The sequence below is a fragment of the Vibrio sp. TH_r3 genome (genome assembly GCF_033101115.1).
Classification (GTDB): Bacteria; Pseudomonadota; Gammaproteobacteria; order Enterobacterales; family Vibrionaceae; genus Vibrio.
Map to the genome: position 1 here is coordinate 78,934 of NZ_JAWMPW010000009.1, position 25,601 is coordinate 104,534.

The following is a 25,601-nucleotide window of genomic DNA, read 5'->3' on the forward strand; positions in this document are numbered from 1 at the left end:
TTAAAGAGATGAAATCGAATCTTTTCGCTCCTGTCATGGACAATAACCCAATAGCCCTTCAGGTTCTTGGTGTGTGTTCGGCACTTGCAGTTACAACTAAACTTGAAACGGCATTTGTAATGACGATAGCGGTAATGTTTGTTACAGCGTTCTCAAACTTTTTTGTCTCGCTAATTCGCAACCATATTCCAAATAGTGTACGTATCATCGTTCAGATGGCTATTATCGCTTCTTTGGTTATCGTAGTAGACCAAATTCTTAAAGCTTACTTGTATGATATTTCAAAGCAGCTTTCAGTTTTCGTTGGTTTGATCATTACAAACTGTATTGTAATGGGCCGAGCAGAAGCTTATGCGATGAAATCGAATCCTATTCCTTCTTTTATTGATGGTTTAGGTAACGGTCTTGGTTACGGCTTTGTTCTTATTACGGTCGGTTTTTTCCGCGAATTATTTGGTTCTGGTAAGCTTTTTGGTATGGAGGTGCTTCCTCTTATATCTGAAGGTGGTTGGTATCAACCAAATGGTATGATGCTGTTAGCACCATCGGCGTTCTTCTTGATTGGCTTTATGATTTGGATCATCCGAACCATAAAACCAGAACAAATAGAATCGAAGGAGTAAGATCGTAATGGAACATTATATTAGTTTGCTTGTTCGTTCGATCTTTATCGAGAACTTAGCACTTTCGTTCTTCTTGGGTATGTGTACCTTTTTGGCGGTATCTAAGAAAGTTAAGACCTCTTTTGGTTTGGGTGTCGCTGTTGTTGTTGTGCTTACCATTGCGGTACCAGCAAATAACTTGCTCTATAACCTAGTTCTAAAAGAAAGCGCGCTTGTGGAAGGTGTGGATTTAAGCTTCCTTAACTTTATTACCTTTATCGGTGTTATTGCTGCGTTGGTACAAATATTAGAAATGGTATTAGACCGCTTCTTCCCACCTTTGTATAACGCGTTAGGTATCTTCTTACCTCTTATTACAGTGAACTGTGCCATCTTTGGTGGCGTGTCGTTTATGGTTCAACGTGAATATAATTTTGCTGAGTCAGTTGTATATGGCTTTGGTTCGGGTATCGGTTGGATGTTGGCTATTGTGGCATTGGCAGGTATTCGTGAAAAAATGAAGTATTCAGACGTGCCTCCGGGTCTGCGCGGCTTGGGTATTACTTTTATTAGTGCTGGCTTAATGGCGTTAGGCTTTATGTCTTTCTCTGGTGTTCAACTGTAAGTCGGGTAAACGACACAATTAATAAGGAATAGTAAATGCAAAGCATTATTCTTGGTGTAGTGATGTTTACCGTGATCGTACTTGCACTCGTTTTAATCATTTTAATGGCTAAATCGAAGTTAGTACCATCAGGTGATGTTACCATTACCGTAAATGGCGATCCTGAGAAAAGTTTCGTTACCTCTCCGGGGGATAAGCTTTTAAGCGCAATGGCAGGCAGTGGCATCTTTGTATCTTCAGCTTGTGGTGGCGGTGGTTCATGTGGCCAATGCCGAGTTAAAATCAAGTCTGGTGGTGGCGACATTCTTCCTACCGAACTGGATCATATATCTAAAGGTGAAGCACGTGAAGGCGAGCGTTTAGCTTGTCAGGTAGCGATTAAAACCGATATGGATATTGAGCTACCTGAAGAAATCTTTGGGGTTAAAAAGTGGGAATGTGAAGTTCTTTCTAATGACAACGAAGCAACCTTTATCAAAGAATTGGTTCTTAAGATCCCAGAAGGTGAAGAAGTTCCATTCCGTGCTGGTGGTTATATTCAGATTGAAGCAGAACCGCATCATATTAAATACTCTGATTTTGATGTGCCGGAAGAATATCGTGGCGATTGGGATAAGTTTAATCTGTTCCGTTATGAGTCTATTGTTAAAGAGCATTCAATTCGTGCTTATTCAATGGCTTCCTATCCTGAAGAGGAAGGGCTGATCAAACTTAACGTACGTATCGCAACGCCTCCGCCAAACAACCCTGATGTACCGCCAGGTATTATGTCTTCGTATATCTGGTCATTAAAACCTGGGGATAAATGTACTATTTCCGGTCCATTTGGTGAGTTTTTTGCTAAAGATACTGACAACGAAATGGTCTTTATTGGTGGTGGTGCAGGTATGGCTCCTATGCGTTCGCATATCTTCGACCAACTCTTACGCTTAAAATCTAAACGTAAGATGACCTATTGGTATGGTGCTCGTTCTAAGCGCGAAATGTTCTACATTGAAGATTTCGACAAGCTTGCCGATGAAAACGAGAACTTTGAATGGCATGTTGCCCTTTCTGATCCATTAGAAGAAGATAATTGGGATGGTTATACCGGCTTTATTCACAACGTGATATATGAGAACTATTTGAAAGATCACGATGCCCCAGAAGATTGTGAATATTACATGTGTGGGCCTCCAATGATGAATGCAGCAGTTATTGGCATGTTGAAAGACTTAGGTGTTGAAGATGAAAACATCTTGCTTGATGACTTCGGTGGATAAGTTTTAGTTTTAATGATAAATAATGGCTGACTCAATTGAGTCAGCCATTTTTTTTATTTTTTAGAGCAAACTTTAAATAAACCTCCTCTCGGCTATTGATTCATTTATCGTCCATGTAATGGTGTTTTGTTTATCTGATACTTCGTAATTAATCAATTGCTTGCTTAACAACTTGTTGGCTATTTTTCAGTAGATATATTGTCTAAGTTGTTTTTAGTGATGCGACCTTTGCCAAAAATAGTTATATACTATTGCCTCTCAAAATCCCATTTTCTAAATTATAAGGAGAAGGCAATGCAGCCTAGCTCTGTAAAAATGTTCAATCAGATGAAATTTTTACTCCTGTTGATCGGTTCTATATTTGTAATGGTTGGTTGTAGTGAAACTAGAGAACAAATACACCTTAGTGGACCAACAATGGGAACAACTTATAACATCAAGTTTATCAATGGTGACAAGGTTCCATCTAAAGAATCATTAAAAAAGGAAATTGATCGGTTACTAGAACAAGTCAATGACCAAATGTCGACTTACCGCAAAACGTCAGAATTGAGTCGATTTAACCAGTATAAAGAAGCGAATTTCTTCCCTGTATCAGCAGAAACAGCGTTGGTAACCAAAGAAGCAATACGTCTAAATGAATTAACTCTGGGCGCGTTAGATGTCACAGTGGGGCCATTAGTTAATTTGTGGGGTTTCGGCCCAGAGGCGAGACCAGATGTTGTACCAACTGATGAAGAGTTGGCGGTACGCAGAGCAAATGTAGGTATTCAACATCTTACTGTTCAAGATAACAACTTGAAGAAAGATATCCCTAACTTATATGTTGATTTATCCACTATAGCAAAAGGGTGGGGAGTAGACGTTGTTGCCGACTACATTGAATCGGTAGGAATTATAGATTACATGGTTGAAATTGGCGGTGAGATGCGTCTTAAAGGTAACAATCATGATAATGTTGGATGGCGAATAGCCATCGAAAAGCCAGACGTTAATGAGAGATCCGTTCAAGAAATTATTTCGCCGGGGGACATGGCATTAGCGACTTCTGGTGATTATAGAAACTATTTTGAACGAGATGGGGTTCGATATTCGCATATCATTAATCCAGAAACAGGTAAGCCGATTGATCATAAAGTGGTGTCCGTGACCGCATTGCACCCCTCGTGCATGACTGCTGATGGGTTGGCCACTGGTTTGATGGTTCTGGGAGATAAAGAAGGTATGAGAATTGCCAATGAGAACAATTTCGCTGTATTCATGGTAGTGAAAACCGATAACGGCTTTAAAGAAGTTTACTCAGACGCATTTGCTCAGTATTTGCGAAAATAAATCAGAAATAAGGTGATACAGTGGAAACTTTTTTGATAACGTTTGCTGTTTTTCTCGTTGTCATCGCAGCAATGGCGATTGGTTATATTTTTCAAAAAAAATCGGTGGCAGGAAGCTGTGGCGGACTGGATGCGGTTGGAATAGACAAAGTCTGTAATTGCCCAGAACCCTGCGACGCCAGAAAAAAACGCGAAGCTAAGGAAGCCGCGAGAGCAAAAAAAATGGCAGAATGGGAAAAAAACCGACTGCTATAAATAGTAAGTGATCGGCTAGAACACATAGCTAATACGAATGAATTGGATAGTTGGATATCTGTTCGCTATCTATTTATATTACCCAGTGTTACATTTAAGTAATGCGCATTCTTATAATAAAATACAACGGTTATGGATGATTACTTCTGGCTGATCGTCAGTGCTCTTCTGGTTTTTATGATGCAAGCAGGCTTTTTATGTTTGGAAAGTGGGCGTATACGCAGTAAAAACAGTATAAATGTCGCGGCAAAAAACATTTTTGATTTTGTCATCTCCGTTGTGATTTTTTGGACATTTGGCTTTGCGCTTATGTTCGGTCAGTCAATGTTCGGATTAGTTGGCGTTTCTGAATTTGTTTTTGATTCAGCAAGCTCTCCTTGGAATATTAGCTTCTTCCTATTTCAATTAATGTTTTGTGGTACGGCAACCACTATTGTCTCGGGAGCAGTTTCTGAACGCATGTCATTTAAAGGCTACTTGCTAGCCGCTGCAATTCTTAGTGGGTTCATCTATCCTATTGTTGGCCATTGGGCATGGGCGAGTGCGTTCAACCCTGGCAATATAGGTTGGTTAGAGCAATTAGGTTTTGTCGACTTTGCCGGTTCTATGATCGTTCATGGTGTAGGTGGTTGTGTCGCTTTGGTTGCTGTTATCATTATTGGTCCTCGAATAGGACGGTTCCAAAAAAACATCACTTTGCCGCAAGGTAGCAATCTACCATTATCTGCATTAGGTACATTGTTACTTTGGTTTGGTTGGTTCGGATTTAATGGTGGAAGTAGTTTAATCTTCAATCAACAAGTACCAGTAGTGCTATTAAATACCTGTATTTCAGCAGCATGGGGCGGTATTTGTGCCTCTGCTATCTACTATTCTTATCATAAATTTGTTGATGTTACCGTATTGCTAAATGGCATTATTGGAGGATTGGTTGGTATCACCGCGGGTTGCCATGCTTTGACTTCATTAGAAGCAATGTTCGTCGGAATCATTTCCGGAATGATCATTGTTTTTGGTGAGTCTTGGATGGAGAAACTAAAAATAGATGATGCGTTAGGCGTGGTTCCTGCTCATTTGTTTGCTGGTATTTGGGGGGTATTGGCGGTAGGTCTGTTTGGTGATTTAGATATTCTAGCTACTGGAAACACCCGCAGTGAACAGGTATTAGCCCAAGTTATTGGTATTGGATCCATCGTATTTTGGTCGGTATCAATTAGTTATGTATTGCTCTCAATATTGAATAAATTTGTTCCTTTACGAGTGTCTAAACAAGCCGAAGAAGACGGACTTAATGTATCTGAACATAACGCGGCTACGGAACTTAAAGATCTTCTGGTATCAATGGCTAAACAAAAAGAGAAAGGAGATTTCTCAGATTTAGTTCCGGAGCATTCTTTTACTGAAGTTGGGTTGGTAGCGCGTGAATACAACCAAGTGATCCAAAAAGTCCAAACAGAAATTTCTGCGAGAGATGGGGCGATAAGAAACTTTCAGTCCAGTGAAAGGCGGAAAAGTGCCATTTTAGACTCGTCAATGGATTGTATTGTAACTCTGGATATTAAAGGGCGGATATTAGAATTTAATCCAGCAGCGGAAAGAACATTTGATACCAGCAAGCAAAGAGTAAAAAATTCGCAGTTTATCGACTTATTTGTGCCTATTGATGCTCGTTTGTATGTAGAGAATAGTTTAAAAGATGGCTTTGCAAATTCCGAAGGATTATTGTTAAACCGGCGCAATCGTCTTAATTTAATGCGTTATAACGGGGCAGTTTTTCCAGCCGAAATATCGATTACTTTTTCTCATTTAATTAACAATACGCTCGGTGAGTATGTTTTGAATATTCGAGACGTAACTCGACAAACCAAACTTGAAGATAGACTAAAAAATCTTGCCTATAGTGACTCATTAACAGGCTTATATAACCGAGCTTATTTAATCGACAATATGACTAAGGCGTTGCGAGAAATTACGCTTCAAGATGAAACGGTAGCAATATTTTTCTTAGATTTGGACAAATTTAAGCGCATAAACGACACTTTGGGACATAAAGCTGGCGATCTATTGCTCTGTGAAGTGGCTAATCGTTTAACCACCGTTACCAGAGAAAGTGACGTAATAACCCGTTGGGGAGGCGATGAATTTATCATTCTGATGCGCGGCAACTTGAATAAAATGGTGGTGTGCCGTAAAGCAGAAGAAATACTGTCGGTAATGCGAGAACCTGTCGATATAGAAGGTAAGTCATTAAATATTCCAACGAGTATTGGCGTTCATTTAGTTATGGATGATGATGCGGATGTAGATGCTAACAAAGTGATTCAGTATGCTGACATTGCAATGTATCAAGCCAAGTTAAAAGGTCGAGATAACTATCAATTTTTTGAAACGAAAATGGCGCAAAACGCCAATCGTAATTTTAGGTTTGAACAAGATTTAAAAGATGATATTTATTCAGATCGTTTTTTCTTAGTCTATCAACCAAAAGTGGAAAAGTGCGGACGAGTGATTGGCTTGGAAGCTTTATGTCGCTGGGTGCATAAAGACGATGGATTTATTTCCCCTACCGACTTTATCCCAGTTGCAGAAGAATCAAATTTAATTATTTCATTAGGTGAACGAGTTATTGAATTGGTATTTAGCCAATTGAATACTTGGCGAAGTAAACAACTTAACGTTGTTCCTGTTTCTATTAATATTTCTGGTAAACATTTAATTTCACCTGACTTTATTCCGTACTTAGTTGATATGTTAGATAAATATTCAATTCCGGGAGAGTTAGTTGAAGTTGAGATCACTGAGTGGGTCTTAGTCTCGGATATAAACCATTGCATTAAAGTCCTTTCACAATTGAAAAAGTTAGGAATTTCAATATCAGTGGATGATTTTGGTACCGGTTATTCATCCCTCAACTATCTTAAACGCTTACCGATTGATGTTATAAAAATAGATAAGTCTTTTGTTGATGAGTGCCATACCGTAAAAGAAGATGCCAAAATTTGCACTGCCATTATCAGTTTGGCTCAAAACTTGGAATTATCAACAGTGGCTGAAGGCGTTGAATATAGTGAGCAATTAGCGTTTTTGGTCGAAAGTGGTTGTGATCTATTTCAAGGGTACCACTTCTTTAAACCTATGCCCGCTGAACAGATAGAGAAATCTGTGCTGTAAAGTGTTATAGCAACAGAGTGACTAAATAGAGTATGTTTTGATGCTCTATTTTCGACATATTAATATCACACGATGTTTTTGGTTGAAAGTACGTTATACTGTGTTTTTATACAGATTTTATTGTTAGTTGCTATGCCAAAAATTGATGTTACTCCTGCGGTTAAACAGAGAAAAATAATCCACATTGATATGGATTGTTTTTATGCCGCAGTAGAAATGCGTGATTTCCCTGAGTTTAAAGACGTTGCCTTAGCCGTGGGTGGCAATGAGAGGCAGCGTGGAGTGATCAGTGCTTGTAACTATGAAGCAAGAAAATTTGGCGTGCGTTCCGCTATGCCCACTGGACAGGCCTTAAAGCTCTGTCCGCACCTCACGGTTGTGCCTGGACGAATGTCAGTCTATAAGCAGGTTTCTCAAACTATCCATTCAATTTTTGCCCGATATACTACTTTGATTGAGCCTTTATCTCTGGATGAAGCTTATTTAGATGTTACAGATTGTACAATGCTGCGTGGTTCTGCAACGCTGATTGCACAAGCTATTCGTTCGGATATTTGGGATGAACTGTATTTAACGGCATCGGCAGGGGTTGCGCCGTTGAAGTTTTTAGCCAAAGTGGCTTCCGATATGAATAAGCCAAATGGTCAGTTTGTTATTCCACCAGAAGATGTACAGAATGTGGTTGATAAGTTACCTCTAGAGAAAATTCCCGGGGTTGGAAAAGTCAGCTTAGAAAAACTTCACCAAGCCGGTTTTTTCATTTGCGAAGATATTAAAAATAGCGATTATCGGCAGTTGTTACTCACTTTTGGTAAACTCGGTGCTTCATTGTGGAATCGAAGCCATGGTATCGATAATCGAATGGTCGAGCCGGAAAGGGAAAGAAAATCAGTTGGCGTCGAGCGGACTTTCACGAGAAATATTAAAAGTTATCAACAGTGTTGGGACCTTATTGAAAATAAACTTTATCCCGAATTAGAACAAAGAGTACGGAAAGTTACGCCTACTGGTGAAATCACTAAGCAGGGTATAAAACTGAAGTTTGCCGATTTTCAGCAGACGACCATTGAGCATGTGCATAATCAACTTGAGTTGGACTATTTTAAACAATTACTACAAGAAATTATGCAACGGCAAAATGGTCGAGAAATACGACTTCTCGGGCTAAATGTGATGTTAAGGCCAGAAGAACAAACAAAACAGCTAAGTTTGGAATTATAGTGGATAAACAATCACTCATTGATGTCATTATTAAAAAGCTCGAAGCCATACATCAAGTTGCTATTAGTGCTACCCAGAGTGCAATAGAAGCGGCAACCAATGAAGAGACCGTACCGGAAAACAAATATGATACCTTAGCACTGGAGGCGGCTTATCTTGCTCATGGACAAGCTCGTAGAGTACAAGAATGCGAAGCAGATATTCAGCGTTTTAAAGCGTTGTCCACAGTGTCGTTTGATCTAATGTCAGCGGTTGGTTTAACGGCTATTATTCAATTGATAGATGAGAATGATCAAGAGAATCTTTTTTTTATGGGACCTTGTGCTGGTGGGATTAATGTTACCTATCAAAACCAACAAGTGACGATTATTACCCCTGAAGCTCCTTTAGGCAAAGCTATGTTAGGCCAACGAGTAGGGGATGAGGTCGTATTAAAAATAGCGGGAAAACAAGTCGGTTATGAAATAATAAGTATAACCTGACCTAATATTGACCTGATAATAATAGTTTTTTGTTATGTTAATGAGCTGATTAAAGGAGTCGAGAAAATGATGAAAAAAGTAGGATTAGCTCTCTTGTTCTGTTTTAGTTTGAATGCCCATGCAATCGAACAGTGTAGTGTCGACATAAAAAATGAAGTTCATTTAGATGGTCAAAAAGTAGAGATAGTGCAAAAAGACACGTCTAAAGTGGTAATTGATCAAGATAATAATGTTTATATCAATGGCGAAAAGCTGGATTTAAATACAATGCAGCAGCAAGCGGTTGAAAGTTATAGACAAAATATGAATACATACGTCCCGAAAGTGGTAGATATCGCTCGGGATGGGCTAACTTTAGCGCAAAATACATTAGACGATCTTGCACAGAGTTTTAATAATTCCGAAGCATTTAACAATGTGAAACAAGCGTTAGAAGAATTTTTTAATAGCATTGAACAACGTTATCAAAAAGACGACCAATTTGTGCTTCAAGAAGCAGCTTTTAGTGATGCAATAAGTAATTGGAGACAAGATTTTTCGGCCGCAAGAGAAACCTTTAATTCTGAATTCTTTTCAAGTGCGTTTAACGCCATATCTGAGCAAATGAAAGCAGAAGATGGTTTAAATCTGACTGAACTAAAAGATAAATTAGGTGAGCTGCAAGCCAGTCTTAGAACGAAATTAGAGGCAGAATCTAAAACGATACAACAAGATGCAACTCAGTATTGTGGAGATTTAGAGAAAGTAGCAGAAGAAGAACAAATGCTGCATGAAAAAATTCCTGAACTGAAAGATTATCAAGTGTTTCTAATATGATTTTTAATTGAGTTTGAATCGTATTTACGTCAAATCAAAACGGAGCCGTATAGTTTGAAGTGACTCTTTAAAGTATATACGGTTCCTTTTTCGTTTTAAGTACGCAAAGTGTGAATTTCTTACCTTTGGTCTGATAGTGTGATTATTTTTTACCTGAATTGTTTTGCTTCAGGTAAAAATTCGAATCCCGCGGTAGCAAGTTTTGTTTCTAATTTTTCACGACTAATATCAAAGAATTTTACGAGTTCATCCAAATCGCCATCAAAGTCATCTCGCAGTTTTAAATTGATGATGCTCATTAACATAATAGTGTCCATGCTTTCAAATTTTGATAGATCCATAATTAATCCTCGAAGTCTGAAATAAGTAGGTTAGCTGCGGCAAAAGCCGCCCTTTCTCTTGCTTCTTTAGGCATTGATTCGTCTGCCGCAATATCATTAAGGGTTTTAAGTGCGCAAGTAATCGCTTGTGGGATATAACCTTGGTCACCGCTACCGATTTGAGCATACAGTTCGCGAACCAGATCGCAACAATCGTATATTTTCATTTTTATCCAAATTTCATATTAATTTTCATGCTTAACAATATACACAGCAGCACAACAGATGACAAAGGTTGCAGTGATTTGATATGAATTGTGGGGACATTTTTTGTCGTTCGTCTGCTAGCGTGATTGTTCTTCTATGAGGAAAATGCATGGTTCTTATTAATTAGTGAGCAATAAAAAGGCTGCAAAATTTGCAGCCCTTAGTCATTATTTAGCCATTGTTATGAAACCGCCGAACTAGCTCATCTGAGCTTTGATATGTTCGATTATATTGTCCATTGCAACGGCGATTTTTTCACCGCTACGTCGGTTTTTATATTCGAAGTTGCCTTCATCCATGCTACGGTCGCCAATAACGACAGTATGCGGGATGCCGATCAGTTCCATGTCTTTAAACATTACTCCTGGTCGTTCTTTACGGTCATCAAATAGTACATCAATACCTTGAGCAGTTAAGTCTGCGTAGAGCTTTTCTGCTGCATCTTTCACTGCAGCCGATTTGTGCATATTCATTGGTACGATAACCACTTGGTAAGGAGCAATCGCATCTGGCCAAATTATGCCATATTTATCATGGTTTTGTTCGATAGCGGCAGCGACAACACGGGTACAGCCAATACCGTAACAGCCCATTTCCATTATCTGATTTTTGCCATCAGGCCCAAGTACACCAGCATTCATTGATTTAGAATAATTGTTGCCGAGCTGGAAAATATGGCCTACTTCGATGCCGCGTTTTAGCAATATTTTGCCTTTTCCACAAGGGCTTGGGTCACCTTCAACAACATTACGTAGATCTTCCACTTGTCCAAGTTCGACATCACGTCCCCAGTTAATGCCAAAGTAATGCTTGTCGTCTACATTTGCGCCGGCAGCAAAGTCACTCATAACGGCAACAGTACGATCAACGATAAATGGCAGTTTGAGGCCTACAGGACCAAGTGAACCAGGCCCAGCGCCAATTAATGCGCGAATTTCAGCTTCTTCAGCAAATTCTAATGGCGAAGCAACTTCGGTTAAATTTTCTGCTTTTACTTCATTTAGCTCGTGATCGCCACGAATTAATAGAGCAACTAAATCGGCGTCAATTTCATCCGATGCTTTTACAAACAGGGTTTTAACGGTTTGTTCTATTGGTAAGTCAAATTGTTCGACAAGCTCGGCAATTGTTTTTGCATTTGGCGTATCTATTAATTCCAGTTCTTGGCTTGGTGCAGCAAGTTCTATGTCTGGCGCTAGAGCCTCTGCTTTTTCAATGTTGGCGGCAAAATCTGAGCCATCAGAGAAAGCGATGAGATCTTCGCCACTTTCTGCTAATACATGAAACTCGTGTGATCCGCTACCACCAATAGAGCCAGTGTCGGCAAGAACTGGACGGAAATTTAAGCCCATACGACTGAATACATTGCAGTAAGCTTTATGCATTTCTGCGTAAGTTTCCACTAAACTTTCTTTATCGATATGGAAAGAATAGGCGTCTTTCATGGTGAATTCGCGCGAGCGCATGACACCAAAGCGAGGTCTGACTTCGTCGCGGAATTTAGTTTGAATTTGGAAAAGGTTCAAGGGAAGTTGTTTATAAGACTTCACTTCGTTACGAACCATATCTGTGATGACTTCTTCATGAGTCGGGCCCAATACAAAAGAACGATTATGTCGGTCAGCTATTCTTAGCAATTCTGGACCAAATTTATCCCAACGTCCGGTCTCTTCCCATAAATCAGCGGGCTGAACCACGGGCATGATCATTTCTACAGAACCGGCATTGTTCATTTCTTCACGAACAATATTTTCGACTTTACGCAGTACACGCAGACCGGTAGGCAGCCAAGTATATAAACCTGAAGCTAGCTTGCGGATCATACCTGCACGTAGCATTAGCTGGTGGCTAACGATTTCAGCGTCGTTTGGAGTTTCCTTCAGAGTTGAAAGAAGCGTTTTACTGGTACGCATTATGGGTATCCGTTCATCATGGTTATCAAAATTAGCTGAATATGATATCAGCCATTTGCTTTTGTCAAAAGCGTTCTATAGCTGTGACCGTCACTAATTGCTCGTTAACCTTAAATTTAACGTTCAAATCGAATAAGTTGACTGCATATTCTTTATTATCAGTACTGTTTTTCTTGTAAGCGGGTCTTGGATCTTGTGCTAGAACTTCGTAAATAACGGCGCGCACTTGCTCTTTGTTGGCATGAAATCGAAGTTGTTGCTCCGCAATAGTAGAAAAGGTGACATTAAGTAGTTTGGGCTCGGTTTGTGCGAAGCCTCCGTTAGCATCAAAGATAGCGTCTGAATACGGAATGTAAGGTTTAATATCAATAATGGGTGTTCCGTCGACTAGATCGACACTGCCTAATTCAAGCCAAACCTGACCTTCGGTTTGCTTTACTTGTTTGAGTTCAACTGCAGACATACCAATGCCATTCGGCCTAAAAGGTGAGCGAGTGGAGAGTACACCGATACGCTCATTGCCACCTAGTCTCGGTGGACGAACTGTGGGAGTCCAACCTGCTTGTAGATTTTGGTCGAAAAGAAACAGTAACCAAAGGTGGCTGAATTGTTCAATTCCTCGAATCGCCTCGGGTGAGTTTGCGTTATCAATTAATTGGAGTTTTGCAGTGGCACTAGGCGCTAATCTTGGCTGCCTTGGGACGGCAAACTTCTCTTTGTATGGAGTATGTATCACTCCAATCGGTTCTATCGTGTGATCCATCGGCTTATTATCTAGTGAGTCTGTGGTGTTAAGGTATCACAAATCCGCTCAAATGAGGGCGATTAGCTATCGTTTGCGTGAGAATAGTTTGACCTAAAATGGCTTGGACTAGAACGATTTTTAAGTAAAAAGGGACGCTTTAATATCGCGTCCCTTTTGCTTCAGTCTAGGTGTTTAGACTTTGCTGCCAAAATGCAATTTCCATTCGAGTGGCCGTTTTAAAAACCTCACATAATTGTTGACCGCGTTGACTATCAATTGCGATATCTGCGAGCAACTCGTTTAAGTAATCTCCAGCAGTATTGATCGAGGATTGGTATTCTTCTCCGCCGTAAAGTTCTATCCAACTTTGATACGGATTATTTTGCTTATTATTGGTAGTCGATGAGAGTAAGTTTCGACCTATTTCGGCGTAACCTAAAGCACACGGAGCGAGCGCGGTATAAAGGTCGACAAGGTCGCCAGACATACCAGTATCCAGTACATATCGAGTGTATGCGATGGTGCCAAATGCTTCTGGTTCGGCTTCCATGTCGTGTTCACTTAACCCCCATTGTTGGCAATAAGTTAAGTGATGGGATATTTCAGTCGATAGCAACGCTTGTACAGTGGGCAGAGCCATACGCATTTCACTTAATGTCTTGGCCTTATATATCGCCATAGCGTAAGCGCGTGCATACTGTTTTAGAAACAAAAAATCTTGTTTCAAATAATGTAGGTAGGCACTGTTATTCAGTTTGCCAAGAGCCAATTGCTGAACAAATTCATGCTCAGTATAAGTTTGCCACTCTTGCTTGCAGGCATTAATTAGGTCGTTGTAGTTCATTAGGAGTGTTTATTCCATGTTGATTTGCAATGTTTCTTGTGAAAGAGCGCTGTACTTAAAGTGTTGGCACAAAATCAGCTGCTTTTGGTTGTGTAGCGATGATCTTGTTTTTAAACAAAAAGGCACTGAATTCATCGTAACGTTGAAGATCAATGGCTGATGGGCGAAGATCAAATCGAGTAAGTGTATCGTTCCATGCTCGTTGGTTCAGTTCATTGTTTAACGTGTCTGGTGCGTAAGCTACAAATTCTTTCCATGCTTGTTGTGGATGGTTAACAATGTAAGTGGTGGCTTGTTCAATTGCTTTGTTAAAACGTCGAATGGCATCAGCGTCATAGTTGTCTGCGTTGGCGACGACAACCAATTCATCATACGTTGGCACGCCATGTTCTTCAGGATAAAATGCTTTAGAAGGATAGCCTTCGATGGCGAGTTGATTGGACTCAAAGTTACGTAATCCACCCCAAATGGCATCGACTTTACCGGAGGCCAGAGAGGCTGATAAGGCCCAACCTACGTTAATAATTTCAATGTCAGTAAATTTAAGTCCTGCTGATTTAAGCATGGTACCTATGGTTGCTTCTTCGTTTCCTGCGATAGCAATACCAACTTTTTTTCCTTTCAGGTCGGCTAAGGTGTTTATTTTACCGTTGTCTAAAACCATTAATGTATTTAGCGGGGTTGAGATTAACGTCGACGCTCTAATAAGAGGTAACTTGGCAGCCACATCAATGGTTAAACTGGTTTGGTATGAAATAGCCATGTCTACTTTTCCGGCTGCGACTAATTTAGCAGGTAAACTTGGATCGGCAGGCTCTTGGAGTGTCACATTGAGCCCTTGCTCATTAAAGTAATCTCGTTGTTGAGCAATAACAATCGGACCATGATTTGGGTTGACGAACCAATCCAGCATTAGCGTGATGTTTTTATTTTCAGTGGTATTTTGTTGGGCGAAAGTAGTAACAGAAATAACGCTAAGTACCAGAGCCGTGAGTCCTTTTTTGATGCAACTGTACATTTTTTTTCCTTAAATATAAGTAAGTTTAGGTTTTATCTAGGGTTGAGTTAAAGCGACCAATGAATCGCTCGTTTTAGTAATTTGTCAGTAATGAAATAGAGTGAAATGGAGCACAAGGCTAAAATAAACAGCGCAGCGAACATTTCGTCTATCATCATTCGTGCGTTCGCTTGTAGCATCAAATAGCCTAATCCAGCACTTGAACCAACCCATTCACCCACTACCGCACCTATTGGAGCGACAACAACGGCCACTCGAATACCAGAGGCAAGAGAAGGGAGTGCAGCCGGCAAGCGAATTTTGGTTAAGGTTTGCCATTTGGAAGCGGACATGGTTTTAGCTAAGTCAAGAAAGCCTGTTGGAGTAGAACGAAGACCGTCGTAGCAACAAGTGGTTACTGGGAAAAAGATAATTAGCGCGGCCATGACGATTTTAGATGCGATCCCATAGCCAAGCCAGAGCATTAAAATAGGGGCAATGGCAAAAACAGGGATAGCCTGGCTGGCAATTAAAATCGGCAGTAACCAACGCTTTATTGGTTGAAAAAGCAACATCTGCAGGGCAAAAAATAGTCCCATTGCAAGGCCTAAAATCAACCCCAATAGGATTTCTTGCATTGTGATCCAACTGTGGAATAACAGTATATCGAACCGTTTTATTAGAGTGTTAAACACTGCTTGTGGAGAGGGTAAGATAAAAGAAGGTAACTTGAAAATAACAACAATGAAGTGCCATAGTCCTAAGATAAGCAACACAGTAGTTGCCGCTTGAACTAATTTACTCGTGCTTTTTTTTTGCGCCGATTTGAGCCGCTGATCGTTCGCTGGATTTTGACTCGCTTTATTCTCACTAATTTTACTAGTAACAATATTCATATTAGACATGATCTTTCTCCAATTGCTCGATCAGTTTTTGTTGTAATGCAGCAATTTCGCCATTCAGCATTCGTGGTGGGGGATTACTTGGCGTTGGAAAAGTGCAAGCAGAAGCTGGTTTTCCTTGCATGAGAGCAATGTGATCGCCTAGGCGTAGGGCTTCTTGTGGATCGTGAGTTATGAGCAGAACGGTTTTATTTTTAAGCATATGGGCGGCTAGGTTTTGTAGCTGATAACGAGTGACCGCATCTAATGCTGAAAAGGGCTCGTCCATTAAAACTAATGGTTTGTCTTGCATGAGTGTTCTTGCTAGCGCAACGCGTTGACGCATTCCACCGGAAAGTTGATCAGGAAATTGATGAATATGATCAAGTAAACCGACTTGTTCGATCAGTTTGATGGCTTTTTGTTTGGTTGATTGGCTAAGTTGTCTATTAGCAAATTGAAAACTAAGGCAGACATTATCGACAACATTAAGCCAAGGTAATAGCAAATCTTGTTGCGCCATATAAGCGACATGTTGGCTTATATGGCCTGAAAGGTTGGTGTGCATAGTGCCGGACCAATTAATCTGGTCATCTAGTAATCCTGCTAAAAAACGCAGTAAAGATGTTTTGCCACAGCCACTTTTTCCTAAAATGCAAGTCCATTGGTTTTGTGTAATGGGCATATTCAATTCAGAAAAAACAAGCTGTTGTTCATTTTTATAATTTAGGCTTATGTTGGATAAGTTGATGAGTGTGTTGTCATCCATTTTGCTCTCCTTGTAGCAAGGCAGATGTTATTTGTTGCGAAGATGACGTAATGTGTTTCGAGAAAAAATGGTCTACAGGCCCATGACCCTGGCCAATGTGTAAATTATCAGCATGTAAGATTGCTTGAGTTATGTAATGCTTAGCTAGTGTTACAGCATGCAGTAGCTCGTTACCTTGTGCTAGATAGCTCGCGATAGCAGAAGATAAAGTGCAGCCGGTACCATGAGTATTGTTGGTTGGTATTCTTGTAGCAGGGATGGCCGTGACGGTATCACTACTGATCAACAGATCGGTGCTGTTTTTGCTGTTGGTTAAATGGCCACCTTTAAGTAAAACCGTGTCAGTATTTAATGCTCTGAGTTTATCGATAAGCGCATTCATTTGTTGCTCTGTGGTGGGAACGGCTTCTCCAGTTAAGGCTGCGGCTTCTGGAAGGTTAGGGGTAATGATATTCGCCAAAGGAAGTAATTGTGATTTAAGCGTGCTAATTGCTGATTTTTTTAATAATAAATCACCACTAGTTGCCACCATTACCGGATCGACAATCAAAAATTTAGGTTGATACTGTTTGAGTTTTGTAACCACTGTTTTGATGACGTTTACGTCACTTAACATGCCGATTTTTACTGCTTGAATATTGAGATCGGTAAATACAGCATCGAGTTGCTGAGCGACAAATTCTGGATCAATCGGATAAATACCACTTACGCCTTGGGTATTTTGGGCGGTCAGAGCAGTGATAACTGAACACGCATAGCTACCAGTCGCAGAAATAGCTTTGATATCTGCTTGAATACCGGCACCACCGCCACTATCTGAACCGGCAATCGTCAAAACAATAGGCGTTGTATTTTTCGCTGTCATATAGGATTCCTAAACTTGCACGTATAGGAATAACAGCCGCTAACGGAAGGTGGGTATGCGAGCAGAAAATACCAGCATAACATTTCGGTATGGCTACTAGTTCCCTACGGCAGTGTTAACTGCATCAGGTTCAACGGGTCCCATCGAAATGGTCTCAGCTTAGGCCTATGGCCGTTAGCTCCCCGACTAATATCTAAATTTTATTTGCCGCCAGAGTGTAACAAAACAATGCCTTAAGTCAAAGAAGTTAAAATTGATATAAAAAATGGTCGGGGAAATTGAATGGTATTGGTTATGAAATGGTGAATAGTTAAGGAATATTAAAAATACCAAAGCCGGATGATTTTACTCATCCGGCTTTGGAGTGGTGTTGCTTAGTTAGCGTGTCGTTTAAGTTTATTAAACAACTATGTCGTTAATAATAAACCTTACCAGCCTTTTACTACGCCACCTTTGAAGATTTCTGAGGCTGCGTTGAATACTTCGTCAGTTTGGTATGCTTTAACAAAGTTTTTCACTTTTTCAGATTCAACATTGTCAGTACGAGCGACGATTAGGTTAACGTATGGAGACTCTTTGTCTTCAACAAAAATGCCGTCTTTTTCTGGAGTAAGATCGATGCTGCTTGCATAAGTTGTATTGATGATAGAGAGCGTTACATCATCTAGTGAGCGCGGTAATTGAGCGGCATCAAGTTCGACAATAGTAATGTTTTTAGGGTTTTCTACGATATCACGAACCGTACCTGAAAGACCGACATCTGCACGCAGTTTAAGTAAGCCTTGTTGTTCTAGTAATAGTAGAGAACGGCCGAGGTTTGTTGGGTCATTTGGTACTGCAATACGTGCACCATCGGTAATTTGTTCAACAGAAGTCACTTGTTTTGAATAGCCAGCAATTGGATAAACAAAAGAGTTACCCGCTATTGCTAATTTGTAATCACGATCAGCAATTTGTTGATCAAGATATGGCTTGTGTTGGAAGGCATTAATGTCTACAGAACCATCGTCTAATGCAGCGTTTGGCGTGACATAATCGGTAAACGTAACAAGTTCAACGTCAAGGTCATATTTTTCTTTGGCTACTTTTGCTGCAACTTCGGCAACTTGAGCTTCCGCACCAGCTATTACACCAATTTTGATTTTGTTAGCATCGACTTCATTATCACCACAGCCAGCAAGGACAAGTGTTGATGCTGCCGTCGCGGCAATAAGGATATTTTTTAGACTAAATTTCATGTTACATCTCCTACAATATTATGATTTTTATTATCTATGATCTACTCGGCTAACAACAGCGTCGCCAATGGATTGAATGATTTGGACCAGTACAATTAGCATTACAACAGTGACAGCCATGATCACCACGTCATAGCGATGAAACCCGTAGCGGATGGCAACATCACCTAGCCCGCCACCGCCAACAGTGCCTGCCATGGCAGAATAACTTACCAATGTGACCAATGTAATAGTGACCGAATTCACGATGGTTGGTAGTGCTTCTGGAAGCAGTACTTTAGTAATGATTTGGGTTGGCGTTGCCCCCATTGATTGTGCGGCTTCTACTAAGCCACTCGGTACTTCAAGCAGAGCACCTTCAATAAGGCGAGCAACAAAAGGAATAGCACCAATAGTTAATGGAACAATAGCGGCTGTAGTGCCGATAAACGTACCTACTAATATTTTCGTGACAGGAATAATTGCAACCATTAGAACTAAAAACGGCACAGAGCGACCAATGTTGACGATAGCACCAAGAGCTGAATTTAACTTGGTATTCTCAGCCAAACCGCCTTTTTTACTGATATGTAGAATAACGCCGAGTGGAATACCAATAGCGAACCCAACGACACCAGAAACAGCGACCATATAGAGTGTGTCCCATGTGGCTCCAATGAGTAGATTACTATTGAGACTTAACCATTGTGCAATTAAATCAAAGGACATAACCAAGTACCTCTACTTTTACTTTGTGTTCTTTCAAAAATTCGATTGCCGCATTATCGTTTTCTTCTGAGCCATAAAACTCGGCCACCATCATGCCGAACTTAACACCACCTGCATAATCGAGATCGGAACTTAAAATGCTGACATCAATATCGAATTGGCGTGCGATTTGGCTCATAACCGGCGCATCAACAGTTTCCCCTGTAAATTCTAAGCGAATCAGTGGATGGCTACCTTGAATACGTGTTCGGTTTAATCTGGCTTGATAATCTTCCGGAATGGTTAAATCGAGAGTTGAACGAATGAACTCATGTGCCAACTCTGTTTTTGGGTGAGCAAAAATTTCGCCAACTGTGCCTTTTTCTACTAACTCACCATCACCAATAATAGCCACTTGATGGCAAATGCCTTTTACTACGTCCATTTCATGGGTAATCAACAGCATCGTGATATTAAGCTTGCGGTTTATTTCTTTAAGTAACTCCAATATAGACTGAGTGGTGGCAGGATCTAAAGCACTGGTTGCTTCATCACAGAGTAACACTTTTGGATCAGAAGCTAAGGCTCGTGCGATAGCAACACGTTGCTTTTGACCGCCACTTAAATTGGCTGGGTAGGTGTCTCGTTTGTCAGCGAGTCCAACTAATGACAAAAGTTCAGTTACTTTGTTCGAGATTGTTTGTTTGTCCATTCCTGCTAATTCGAGTGGTAAAGCAACGTTGTTAAAAACAGAGCGAGAAGAAAGCAAGTTAAAATGTTGAAAAATCATGCCTATATTGCGGCGAGCTTTACTGAGCTCCGATTTAGATAACAATGTTAAATCTACGCCATCTACGACAACATTACCTTGAGTCGGTGCTTCTAACATGTTTACACAACGTATGAGTGTACTTTTACCTGCACCAGAAGAACCTATAACGCCAAAAATAGTGCCTTGAGGTATGGATAAGTTGATATTTCTTAAGGCATGGATCTCTTTTGTGCCTTGATAGAAAACTTTGTTAACATTGCTGATTTCAATCATTTAGTAAAACCTAAGCAGAATAGTCGGAATAAAGTTCTTGTTAACTTTGTATAATAGAGACGATGCTATGGTGATCACGTTTTTATGTCAATAGGTATTTTTACGTCTAGACGTCTAAAATATTTTTTACTGTGTCTGGTTTAGGCTAGCTTATGTGGGTTGCTAGTGCTGTTCTATAATCACTTGTGCCAGTGAGTTATTAATATTAACCGTCAATCGAACAGACAAACCTAGTCAAGGATAATTAGTGCTTAGCAAGTTAAAGCGTGCAATAATTTCGATAGATATACATTTTGAGGACGATATTTTGGCTAAACCAGCAGTATTTTTAGATCGCGACGGTGTCATTAATGTAGACCATGGTTATGTGCATGATGAACATGACTTTGAGTTTATCGATGGTGTTTTTGAGGCGACCAAGAAACTGCAACAAATGGGGTATTTGTTGGTTTTAGTGACCAATCAATCAGGTGTTGCCCGTGGTCTTTTCAGTGAAGAAAGGTTTCTTTCGTTAACCGAATGGATGGATTGGAATTTTGTTGATAATGGCGTGGAACTTGATGGCATCTATTATTGTTTGCATCATCCAGAGCATGGTATTGGTGAATATAAACAAGATTGCGATTGCCGCAAACCTAAGCCTGGAATGTTTATTTCGGCACGTGATTTCTTGAAAATTGATATGGAAAAATCAATTATGGTTGGTGATAAAGCGGAAGATATGATGGCTGCTGAAGCTGCTGGTGTCGGCACTAAAATTTTGGTACGTTCAGGCAAACCGGTTACAGAACAAGGTGAAACGCTTGCAACCACGGTTGTTGACAGTATTAAATATGTACCCGAGTATTTAGAGGGGAAATCATATCTTGGATAGTCGCAGTCGGTAGCCAACTAATAAGTAAATTTCAATTTGAAATAAACAAAGACAACGGAAATAAAGGATAATTTGTAAAGATGAAATATTATGGTTTTGGTTTAGTCGCGTTCTTACTTCTTTCTGGTTGTAGTGCTAAAAAGCCTGAAACTCCTTTGTATCTTTGCGATAACGGCTCTCAATTCAGTTTTTCACAGACTGGTGAGCTCACTGCAGAAATGCTGATGTCGAAAAAGCGTATTCCATTGCAGCAGATACCGGCGGCATCTGGTAGTAAATATAAAAGCACAGATCAGGCATTGCAACTTTGGCTAAAAGGTTCAGATGCAATGTTAACGCTTGGCTCGGAAGCCTTTGTTAATTGCACAACAGATTATTAAAATCTTAACTCATTTACACAGTGTAATTAGTATTGTGAGTAATTTATCGTGAGCCATTGTGTAACGCATTGATAAGAGATAAATATAATTGACTGGCTGTCTTTAATAGTTGGTCAGGAAAATCATAATCTGGATTATGCAGTTCTGGGTGAGATTCACCACTTCCTATGCAAAATAGCGCGCCATTCCATCGTTGCAAAAATTCAGCGAAATCTTCCGACCAACGCATTGGTTGCTCTAAGCGTTGTACCGACATTCCGATGTTTTTTGCCTGTTGTTCAATAAGTTGTGAATGCCGATTTGAATTAACCGCAGCGTTAAAAGGTTCATCCCAGTTTAAACTCACTTTGATGCCGTGAGCATGACTCAGTTCATACAGTTTTTTGTTTAGATTGATTTTCATTTTAGCAAAGGTTTGGTTGCAATCACTACGTATGGTCGCCATCACTTTTGCCTCGCCTGGTGATACCCCAAATGCTTGTTCGCCAAGTTGCGCATGTACGATCGTAACTAAAGTGAAAGCTTGAGAATAACTTTCAGGCATTGTTTGTAGGTAGTCGATTATGTCCACCATTGCAGCGCATGGACTGATACCATTTTCTGGCCGTGCCGCGTGAGATGTTTTACCTTCTAGTTTGATTAGTACACCAGTAGATGCGCAAGCAAAGGTGTCGTTTTTGACTAAAATTTGGCCGAGAGGATAGCCAGGAAGATTGTGGTATGCAAAAACATTATCTATCTTCAAATCTTTCAAGTTGTTATCAAGTAGCATGGCTGCTGCTCCGGTACCTATTTCTTCTGCTGGCTGAAAAAGTAAGATTACCTTACCGGCTTTGGGTGGGTGAGTTGAGAGCTTTTCCGCTACTATGAGCAGGGAAGTAGTATGGCCGTCATGGCCACATGCGTGCATTACCCCCGGGTTCTGCGATATATGATCGTGATGGTTATTTTCACAAATAGGTAACGCATCGAAATCGGCTCGTAACAGTGTCGTTTCGCCTTTGATACCACTGTCAATTATACAGATAATACCGTATCCACCGATATGCTCTATTGGTGATAAACCAAATGTTTTTAATTGGATGGCAATCTGTGTGGATGTTTGCTGTTCTTGCTCAGATAATTCTGGCTCACGATGCAGTTTTTTTCTAAATTCAATTGGATCGAAACAAACAGAGGTTAATACGCTATCCATGCGGTTAATCCTAGTAACATTTAGATATAATGGTTTACTTTACCTTGAAAAAATAACAGCACAATGATTATTGTGCTGTTATTTTTTCAATATAGTAGGCTATGTTACGAACTGATGACCTTAGTTATACGTCACAATGTAGCGAGACGGTTTGTGATTCATACCCAAAACCGAATTAATGATTATTGCACCTAGTACTGATAGAGCAATTATCCATGGTGAGACAAAAAAGAAAGAAGCGACGACGATTACAGAGTCAATAACGACTTGTGTTTTTCCTACCGATATTCCCGCTTTATCTTGGATTAATAAGCATAAAATGTTGAAGCCGCCAAGACTAGAACGATGTCGGAATAGCACTAGCATGCCCAAGCCGATAAGAACGCCGCCTGCAACCGCACAGTAAATTTCGTTAACCGATTCTATAACCATCACCATATCGAGGTGATCTACAAATACAGACACCAATGCGCTGGAAATAACACTGTTTAATGCAAATTGGTAACCATAACGTTGCCAAGCAAGCAGGAAGAAAGGAATATTGATGGTGAAATAAAGAAAGCCAAATGAATATGAAGTGACTTGAGATAGCAATAGCGATAATCCGGCGGTTCCTCCTGTTATAAGTCCTGCAGACTTAAGCAAGTAAACGCCTTGCGCGGTTAGAAACGTACCAACTAGTATTGCGACCCAGTCTTCCTTGATTGAGTGTTTTTGCATCACTTGCCTATTTAAGTTGTATTAATTAGTTAGGATAGTAGATAAAAATTGTTCATTTCGATAGTTTGGAGTGAAAATTAACTGCTAATGGGTGTAATCTACAATTTACACATTGTAAATTTTTTCTTCATTTTAAGGGTTTTCGTTCTCAAGGTTAAGCCGAAGGTTTGTTATTAATTCTGTTCAGGTACAACATGAAAAATTTACATGATTATTTTACTGAAGTTACTTTCTGATATAGATCAAATTAGGTAGAATGTGGCAACTTAGAATACCAACGAAAACGTTTGTGTTAGTTGGTAGTGTGGTTTTTTTGCAAATTCAGATTATCTGAGTCAGGAGATACAGATGCTAAAGCGTGACATGAACATCGCTGATTATGATGCAGAGCTATATGCTGCAATACAGGAAGAGACTCTTCGTCAAGAAGAGCATATCGAGCTAATCGCTTCAGAAAACTACACCAGCCCACGAGTCATGGAAGCTCAAGGTTCTCAGCTAACGAATAAATATGCCGAAGGTTATCCGGGTAAACGTTACTATGGTGGATGTGAGTATGTCGATAAAGCCGAATCACTTGCCATAGATCGCGCGTGTCAGCTATTTGAATGCGAATACGCAAATGTTCAACCACACTCAGGCTCTCAAGCAAATAGTGCTGTTTATATGGCTCTACTTAAGCCTGGTGATACAGTTTTAGGTATGAGCTTGGCTCATGGTGGACATCTTACTCACGGTTCACCTGTGAATTTTTCTGGTAAGCACTACAATGTTATTCCTTACGGTATTGATGAAGCTGGTCAGATCAATTATGACGAGATGGAACAACTGGCTTTAGAACATAAACCAAAAATGATCATAGGTGGTTTTTCAGCCTATTCTCAGATCGTTGATTGGGCACGTATGCGCGAAATTGCAGATAAAGTGGACGCTTACTTGTTTGTAGATATGGCTCACGTTGCGGGTCTTATTGCAGCCGGTGTTTATCCAACCCCGCTTCCTTATGCACACGTTGTAACTACAACGACACATAAAACACTTGCAGGCCCTCGTGGTGGTTTGATTTTATCAAACGCAGGTGAAGATATGTATAAGAAATTAAATTCTGCAGTATTCCCGGGTGGCCAAGGTGGTCCCTTAATGCATGTTATTGCTGGTAAAGCGGTTGCATTTAAAGAAGCAATGGAACCAGAATTCAAAGAGTATCAAGCACAAGTAGTCGCAAATGCAAAAGCGATGGTGGCTGAATTTATTGCTCGTGGATATAACATTGTTTCTGGTTCAACAGAGAACCACTTGTTCCTTGTTGATTTGATTGACAAAGATATTACAGGTAAAGAGGCGGATGCCGCGTTAGGTGCAGCTAATATTACCGTTAATAAAAACTCAGTGCCAAACGATCCTCGTAGCCCATTTGTTACTTCTGGTATTCGTGTTGGTTCACCTGCAATTACTCGCCGTGGCTTCACTCAACAAGATGCTAAAGAATTGGCAGGTTGGATGTGTGATGTTTTAGATGATGTGAATAACGAAGCAACAATTGAAGCAACTAAACAAAAAGTATTAGAAATCTGCAAGCGTTTACCTGTTTACGCGTAGGTTTTAATTATCGTGCAAATAAAAACGCGAACTGAATCAGTTCGCGTTTTTTTGTTTTTGTGCTTTTTACTACAGGTGACTTTTCAACTCATTATTTATTGATGCTCAATGTCGTACCTGATTTACACTGAAATGAGTAATAACGATTACTTTCGTTAAACTTCGATAAACCTTCACCAGTACAATAGTCAATATTAATATCGCGCATAATCTCAAGAGTTTCTTCACTGTTCATTGTGAACTTAGAATCATCAGCACAAATTATTCTAACACGACCATCATCGCTTACAGAATAGGTGCTAACTTCAGTGTTGCACAACTCGAATGAGGCATCTAAATAGTTGTCTTGTTGCGTGTTTTGTGAAGAACAGCCTACAAGGATTAGTGAGAAAAAACCTAATAAACTTATTTTTTGCATACCGTCATTCCTTTTTCTATTTTCGGTGCTATATAGTGTTAATCGTTAAGCCTAGTATAAAATAGTTTATTTTTACAGT

General features: G+C 40.0%; 26 protein-coding genes, 1 pseudogene and 1 riboswitch. Of the genes and pseudogenes, 12 read left to right on the top strand and 15 right to left on the bottom strand.

Annotated elements, in window-relative coordinates:
* Positions 1-8 precede the first annotated feature (8 nt).
* The 9 genes from R3X26_RS10135 (at position 9) to R3X26_RS10175 (ending at position 9,765) form a co-directional block, all read left to right on the top strand.
* The gene (locus R3X26_RS10135) at positions 9-623 is read left to right on the top strand and encodes an NADH:ubiquinone reductase (Na(+)-transporting) subunit D (RefSeq protein WP_411572409.1); all 615 of its coding nucleotides are present in this window, start codon (positions 9-11) and stop codon (positions 621-623) included.
* A gap of 7 nt (positions 624-630) precedes the next feature.
* Positions 631-1,227 (top strand): NADH:ubiquinone reductase (Na(+)-transporting) subunit E, encoded by a 597-nt coding sequence (gene nqrE, locus R3X26_RS10140; RefSeq protein ID WP_317717187.1) that lies wholly within the window; start codon positions 631-633, stop codon positions 1,225-1,227.
* A gap of 35 nt (positions 1,228-1,262) precedes the next feature.
* Positions 1,263-2,489 (top strand): NADH:ubiquinone reductase (Na(+)-transporting) subunit F, encoded by a 1,227-nt coding sequence (nqrF, locus tag R3X26_RS10145; protein ID WP_317717188.1) that lies wholly within the window; start codon positions 1,263-1,265, stop codon positions 2,487-2,489.
* Positions 2,490-2,855: 366 nt separating this feature from the next.
* Positions 2,856-3,821, top strand: a complete 966-nt coding sequence (locus R3X26_RS10150) for an FAD:protein FMN transferase (RefSeq protein WP_411572410.1) — start codon at positions 2,856-2,858, stop codon at positions 3,819-3,821.
* A 20-nt stretch (positions 3,822-3,841) separates the two neighbouring features.
* A complete protein-coding gene (gene nqrM / locus R3X26_RS10155) occupies positions 3,842-4,075 on the top strand; it encodes a (Na+)-NQR maturation NqrM (RefSeq protein WP_317717189.1) in 234 nt (77 codons plus the stop codon).
* Positions 4,076-4,207: 132 nt separating this feature from the next.
* On the top strand, positions 4,208-7,246 hold the full coding sequence (gene amt / locus R3X26_RS10160) for an ammonium transporter (RefSeq protein ID WP_317717190.1): 3,039 nt from the start codon (positions 4,208-4,210) through the stop codon (positions 7,244-7,246).
* 132 nt (positions 7,247-7,378) lie between these two features.
* The gene (dinB, locus tag R3X26_RS10165; protein WP_317717191.1) at positions 7,379-8,467 is read left to right on the top strand and encodes a DNA polymerase IV; all 1,089 of its coding nucleotides are present in this window, start codon (positions 7,379-7,381) and stop codon (positions 8,465-8,467) included.
* On the top strand, positions 8,467-8,949 hold the full coding sequence (locus R3X26_RS10170; protein WP_317717192.1) for a GreA/GreB family elongation factor: 483 nt from the start codon (positions 8,467-8,469) through the stop codon (positions 8,947-8,949). Before dinB ends, R3X26_RS10170 begins: the two co-directional genes overlap by 1 nt.
* Positions 8,950-9,015: 66 nt before the next feature.
* On the top strand, positions 9,016-9,765 hold the full coding sequence (locus R3X26_RS10175; protein WP_317717193.1) for a DUF2884 family protein: 750 nt from the start codon (positions 9,016-9,018) through the stop codon (positions 9,763-9,765).
* 149 nt (positions 9,766-9,914) lie between these two features.
* On the opposite strand, the gene R3X26_RS10180 is transcribed toward R3X26_RS10175, so the two are convergent.
* The 12 genes and pseudogenes from R3X26_RS10180 to metN form a co-directional block, all read right to left on the bottom strand.
* Positions 9,915-10,106 carry a DUF4250 domain-containing protein gene (locus R3X26_RS10180; RefSeq protein ID WP_317717194.1) on the bottom strand — a complete coding sequence of 64 codons (192 nt, stop codon included), beginning with the start codon at positions 10,104-10,106 and terminating at the stop codon, positions 9,915-9,917.
* A 2-nt stretch (positions 10,107-10,108) separates the two neighbouring features.
* Positions 10,109-10,312, bottom strand: coding sequence for a YaeP family protein (locus R3X26_RS10185; protein WP_317717195.1), 204 nt, complete (start codon positions 10,310-10,312; stop codon positions 10,109-10,111).
* Between the two features lie 237 nt (positions 10,313-10,549).
* Positions 10,550-12,265 (bottom strand): proline--tRNA ligase, encoded by a 1,716-nt coding sequence (locus R3X26_RS10190; protein WP_317717196.1) that lies wholly within the window; start codon positions 12,263-12,265, stop codon positions 10,550-10,552.
* 64 nt (positions 12,266-12,329) lie between these two features.
* Positions 12,330-13,028, bottom strand: coding sequence for a tRNA (N6-threonylcarbamoyladenosine(37)-N6)-methyltransferase TrmO (tsaA, locus tag R3X26_RS10195; RefSeq protein ID WP_317717197.1), 699 nt, complete (start codon positions 13,026-13,028; stop codon positions 12,330-12,332).
* Between the two features lie 166 nt (positions 13,029-13,194).
* Positions 13,195-13,854 (bottom strand): thiaminase II, encoded by a 660-nt coding sequence (gene tenA / locus R3X26_RS10200; RefSeq protein ID WP_317717198.1) that lies wholly within the window; start codon positions 13,852-13,854, stop codon positions 13,195-13,197.
* 55 nt (positions 13,855-13,909) lie between these two features.
* Positions 13,910-14,872: an ABC transporter substrate-binding protein gene (locus R3X26_RS10205; protein WP_317717199.1), complete on the bottom strand. Its 963-nt coding sequence runs from the start codon at positions 14,870-14,872 to the stop codon at positions 13,910-13,912.
* 47 nt (positions 14,873-14,919) lie between these two features.
* A pseudogene (locus R3X26_RS10210) lies at positions 14,920-15,621 on the bottom strand (ABC transporter permease); the annotation flags it as partial.
* A 127-nt stretch (positions 15,622-15,748) separates the two neighbouring features.
* The gene (locus tag R3X26_RS10215; RefSeq protein ID WP_317717201.1) at positions 15,749-16,501 is read right to left on the bottom strand and encodes an ABC transporter ATP-binding protein; all 753 of its coding nucleotides are present in this window, start codon (positions 16,499-16,501) and stop codon (positions 15,749-15,751) included.
* Positions 16,494-17,366, bottom strand: a complete 873-nt coding sequence (gene thiD, locus R3X26_RS10220; protein ID WP_317717202.1) for a bifunctional hydroxymethylpyrimidine kinase/phosphomethylpyrimidine kinase — start codon at positions 17,364-17,366, stop codon at positions 16,494-16,496. The genes R3X26_RS10215 and thiD overlap by 8 nt, the downstream gene beginning before the upstream one ends.
* Before the next feature lie 84 nt (positions 17,367-17,450).
* Positions 17,451-17,561, bottom strand: a riboswitch (TPP riboswitch).
* 233 nt (positions 17,562-17,794) lie between these two features.
* Positions 17,795-18,604 carry a methionine ABC transporter substrate-binding lipoprotein MetQ gene (metQ, locus tag R3X26_RS10225; RefSeq protein ID WP_317717203.1) on the bottom strand — a complete coding sequence of 270 codons (810 nt, stop codon included), beginning with the start codon at positions 18,602-18,604 and terminating at the stop codon, positions 17,795-17,797.
* 30 nt (positions 18,605-18,634) lie between these two features.
* Positions 18,635-19,312 (bottom strand): methionine ABC transporter permease, encoded by a 678-nt coding sequence (locus R3X26_RS10230; protein WP_317717204.1) that lies wholly within the window; start codon positions 19,310-19,312, stop codon positions 18,635-18,637.
* The gene (gene metN / locus R3X26_RS10235) at positions 19,302-20,336 is read right to left on the bottom strand and encodes a methionine ABC transporter ATP-binding protein MetN (RefSeq protein WP_317717205.1); all 1,035 of its coding nucleotides are present in this window, start codon (positions 20,334-20,336) and stop codon (positions 19,302-19,304) included. Before metN ends, R3X26_RS10230 begins: the two co-directional genes overlap by 11 nt.
* A 307-nt stretch (positions 20,337-20,643) precedes the next feature.
* Here metN and gmhB point away from each other — a divergent pair, with 307 nt between their 5' ends.
* Both gmhB and R3X26_RS10245 read left to right on the top strand, forming a co-directional pair.
* Complete coding sequence (gmhB, locus tag R3X26_RS10240; RefSeq protein WP_317717232.1) at positions 20,644-21,210, top strand: D-glycero-beta-D-manno-heptose 1,7-bisphosphate 7-phosphatase; 567 nt, start codon at positions 20,644-20,646, stop codon at positions 21,208-21,210.
* A gap of 80 nt (positions 21,211-21,290) precedes the next feature.
* Complete coding sequence (locus R3X26_RS10245) at positions 21,291-21,590, top strand: MliC family protein (RefSeq protein ID WP_317717206.1); 300 nt, start codon at positions 21,291-21,293, stop codon at positions 21,588-21,590.
* Between the two features lie 43 nt (positions 21,591-21,633).
* Here the strand turns inward: R3X26_RS10245 and R3X26_RS10250 are convergent, their stop codons facing one another.
* Both R3X26_RS10250 and R3X26_RS10255 read right to left on the bottom strand, forming a co-directional pair.
* Complete coding sequence (locus tag R3X26_RS10250) at positions 21,634-22,785, bottom strand: amidohydrolase (protein WP_317717207.1); 1,152 nt, start codon at positions 22,783-22,785, stop codon at positions 21,634-21,636.
* A 120-nt stretch (positions 22,786-22,905) separates the two neighbouring features.
* A complete protein-coding gene (locus tag R3X26_RS10255; RefSeq protein ID WP_317717208.1) occupies positions 22,906-23,505 on the bottom strand; it encodes a YitT family protein in 600 nt (199 codons plus the stop codon).
* A gap of 348 nt (positions 23,506-23,853) precedes the next feature.
* Here R3X26_RS10255 and glyA point away from each other — a divergent pair, with 348 nt between their 5' ends.
* Positions 23,854-25,104, top strand: a complete 1,251-nt coding sequence (gene glyA / locus R3X26_RS10260) for a serine hydroxymethyltransferase (RefSeq protein WP_317717209.1) — start codon at positions 23,854-23,856, stop codon at positions 25,102-25,104.
* Positions 25,105-25,195: 91 nt separating this feature from the next.
* Here glyA and R3X26_RS10265 read toward each other — a convergent pair whose 3' ends face one another.
* On the bottom strand, positions 25,196-25,522 hold the full coding sequence (locus tag R3X26_RS10265; protein WP_317717210.1) for a hypothetical protein: 327 nt from the start codon (positions 25,520-25,522) through the stop codon (positions 25,196-25,198).
* Positions 25,523-25,601: the final 79 nt, after the last annotated feature.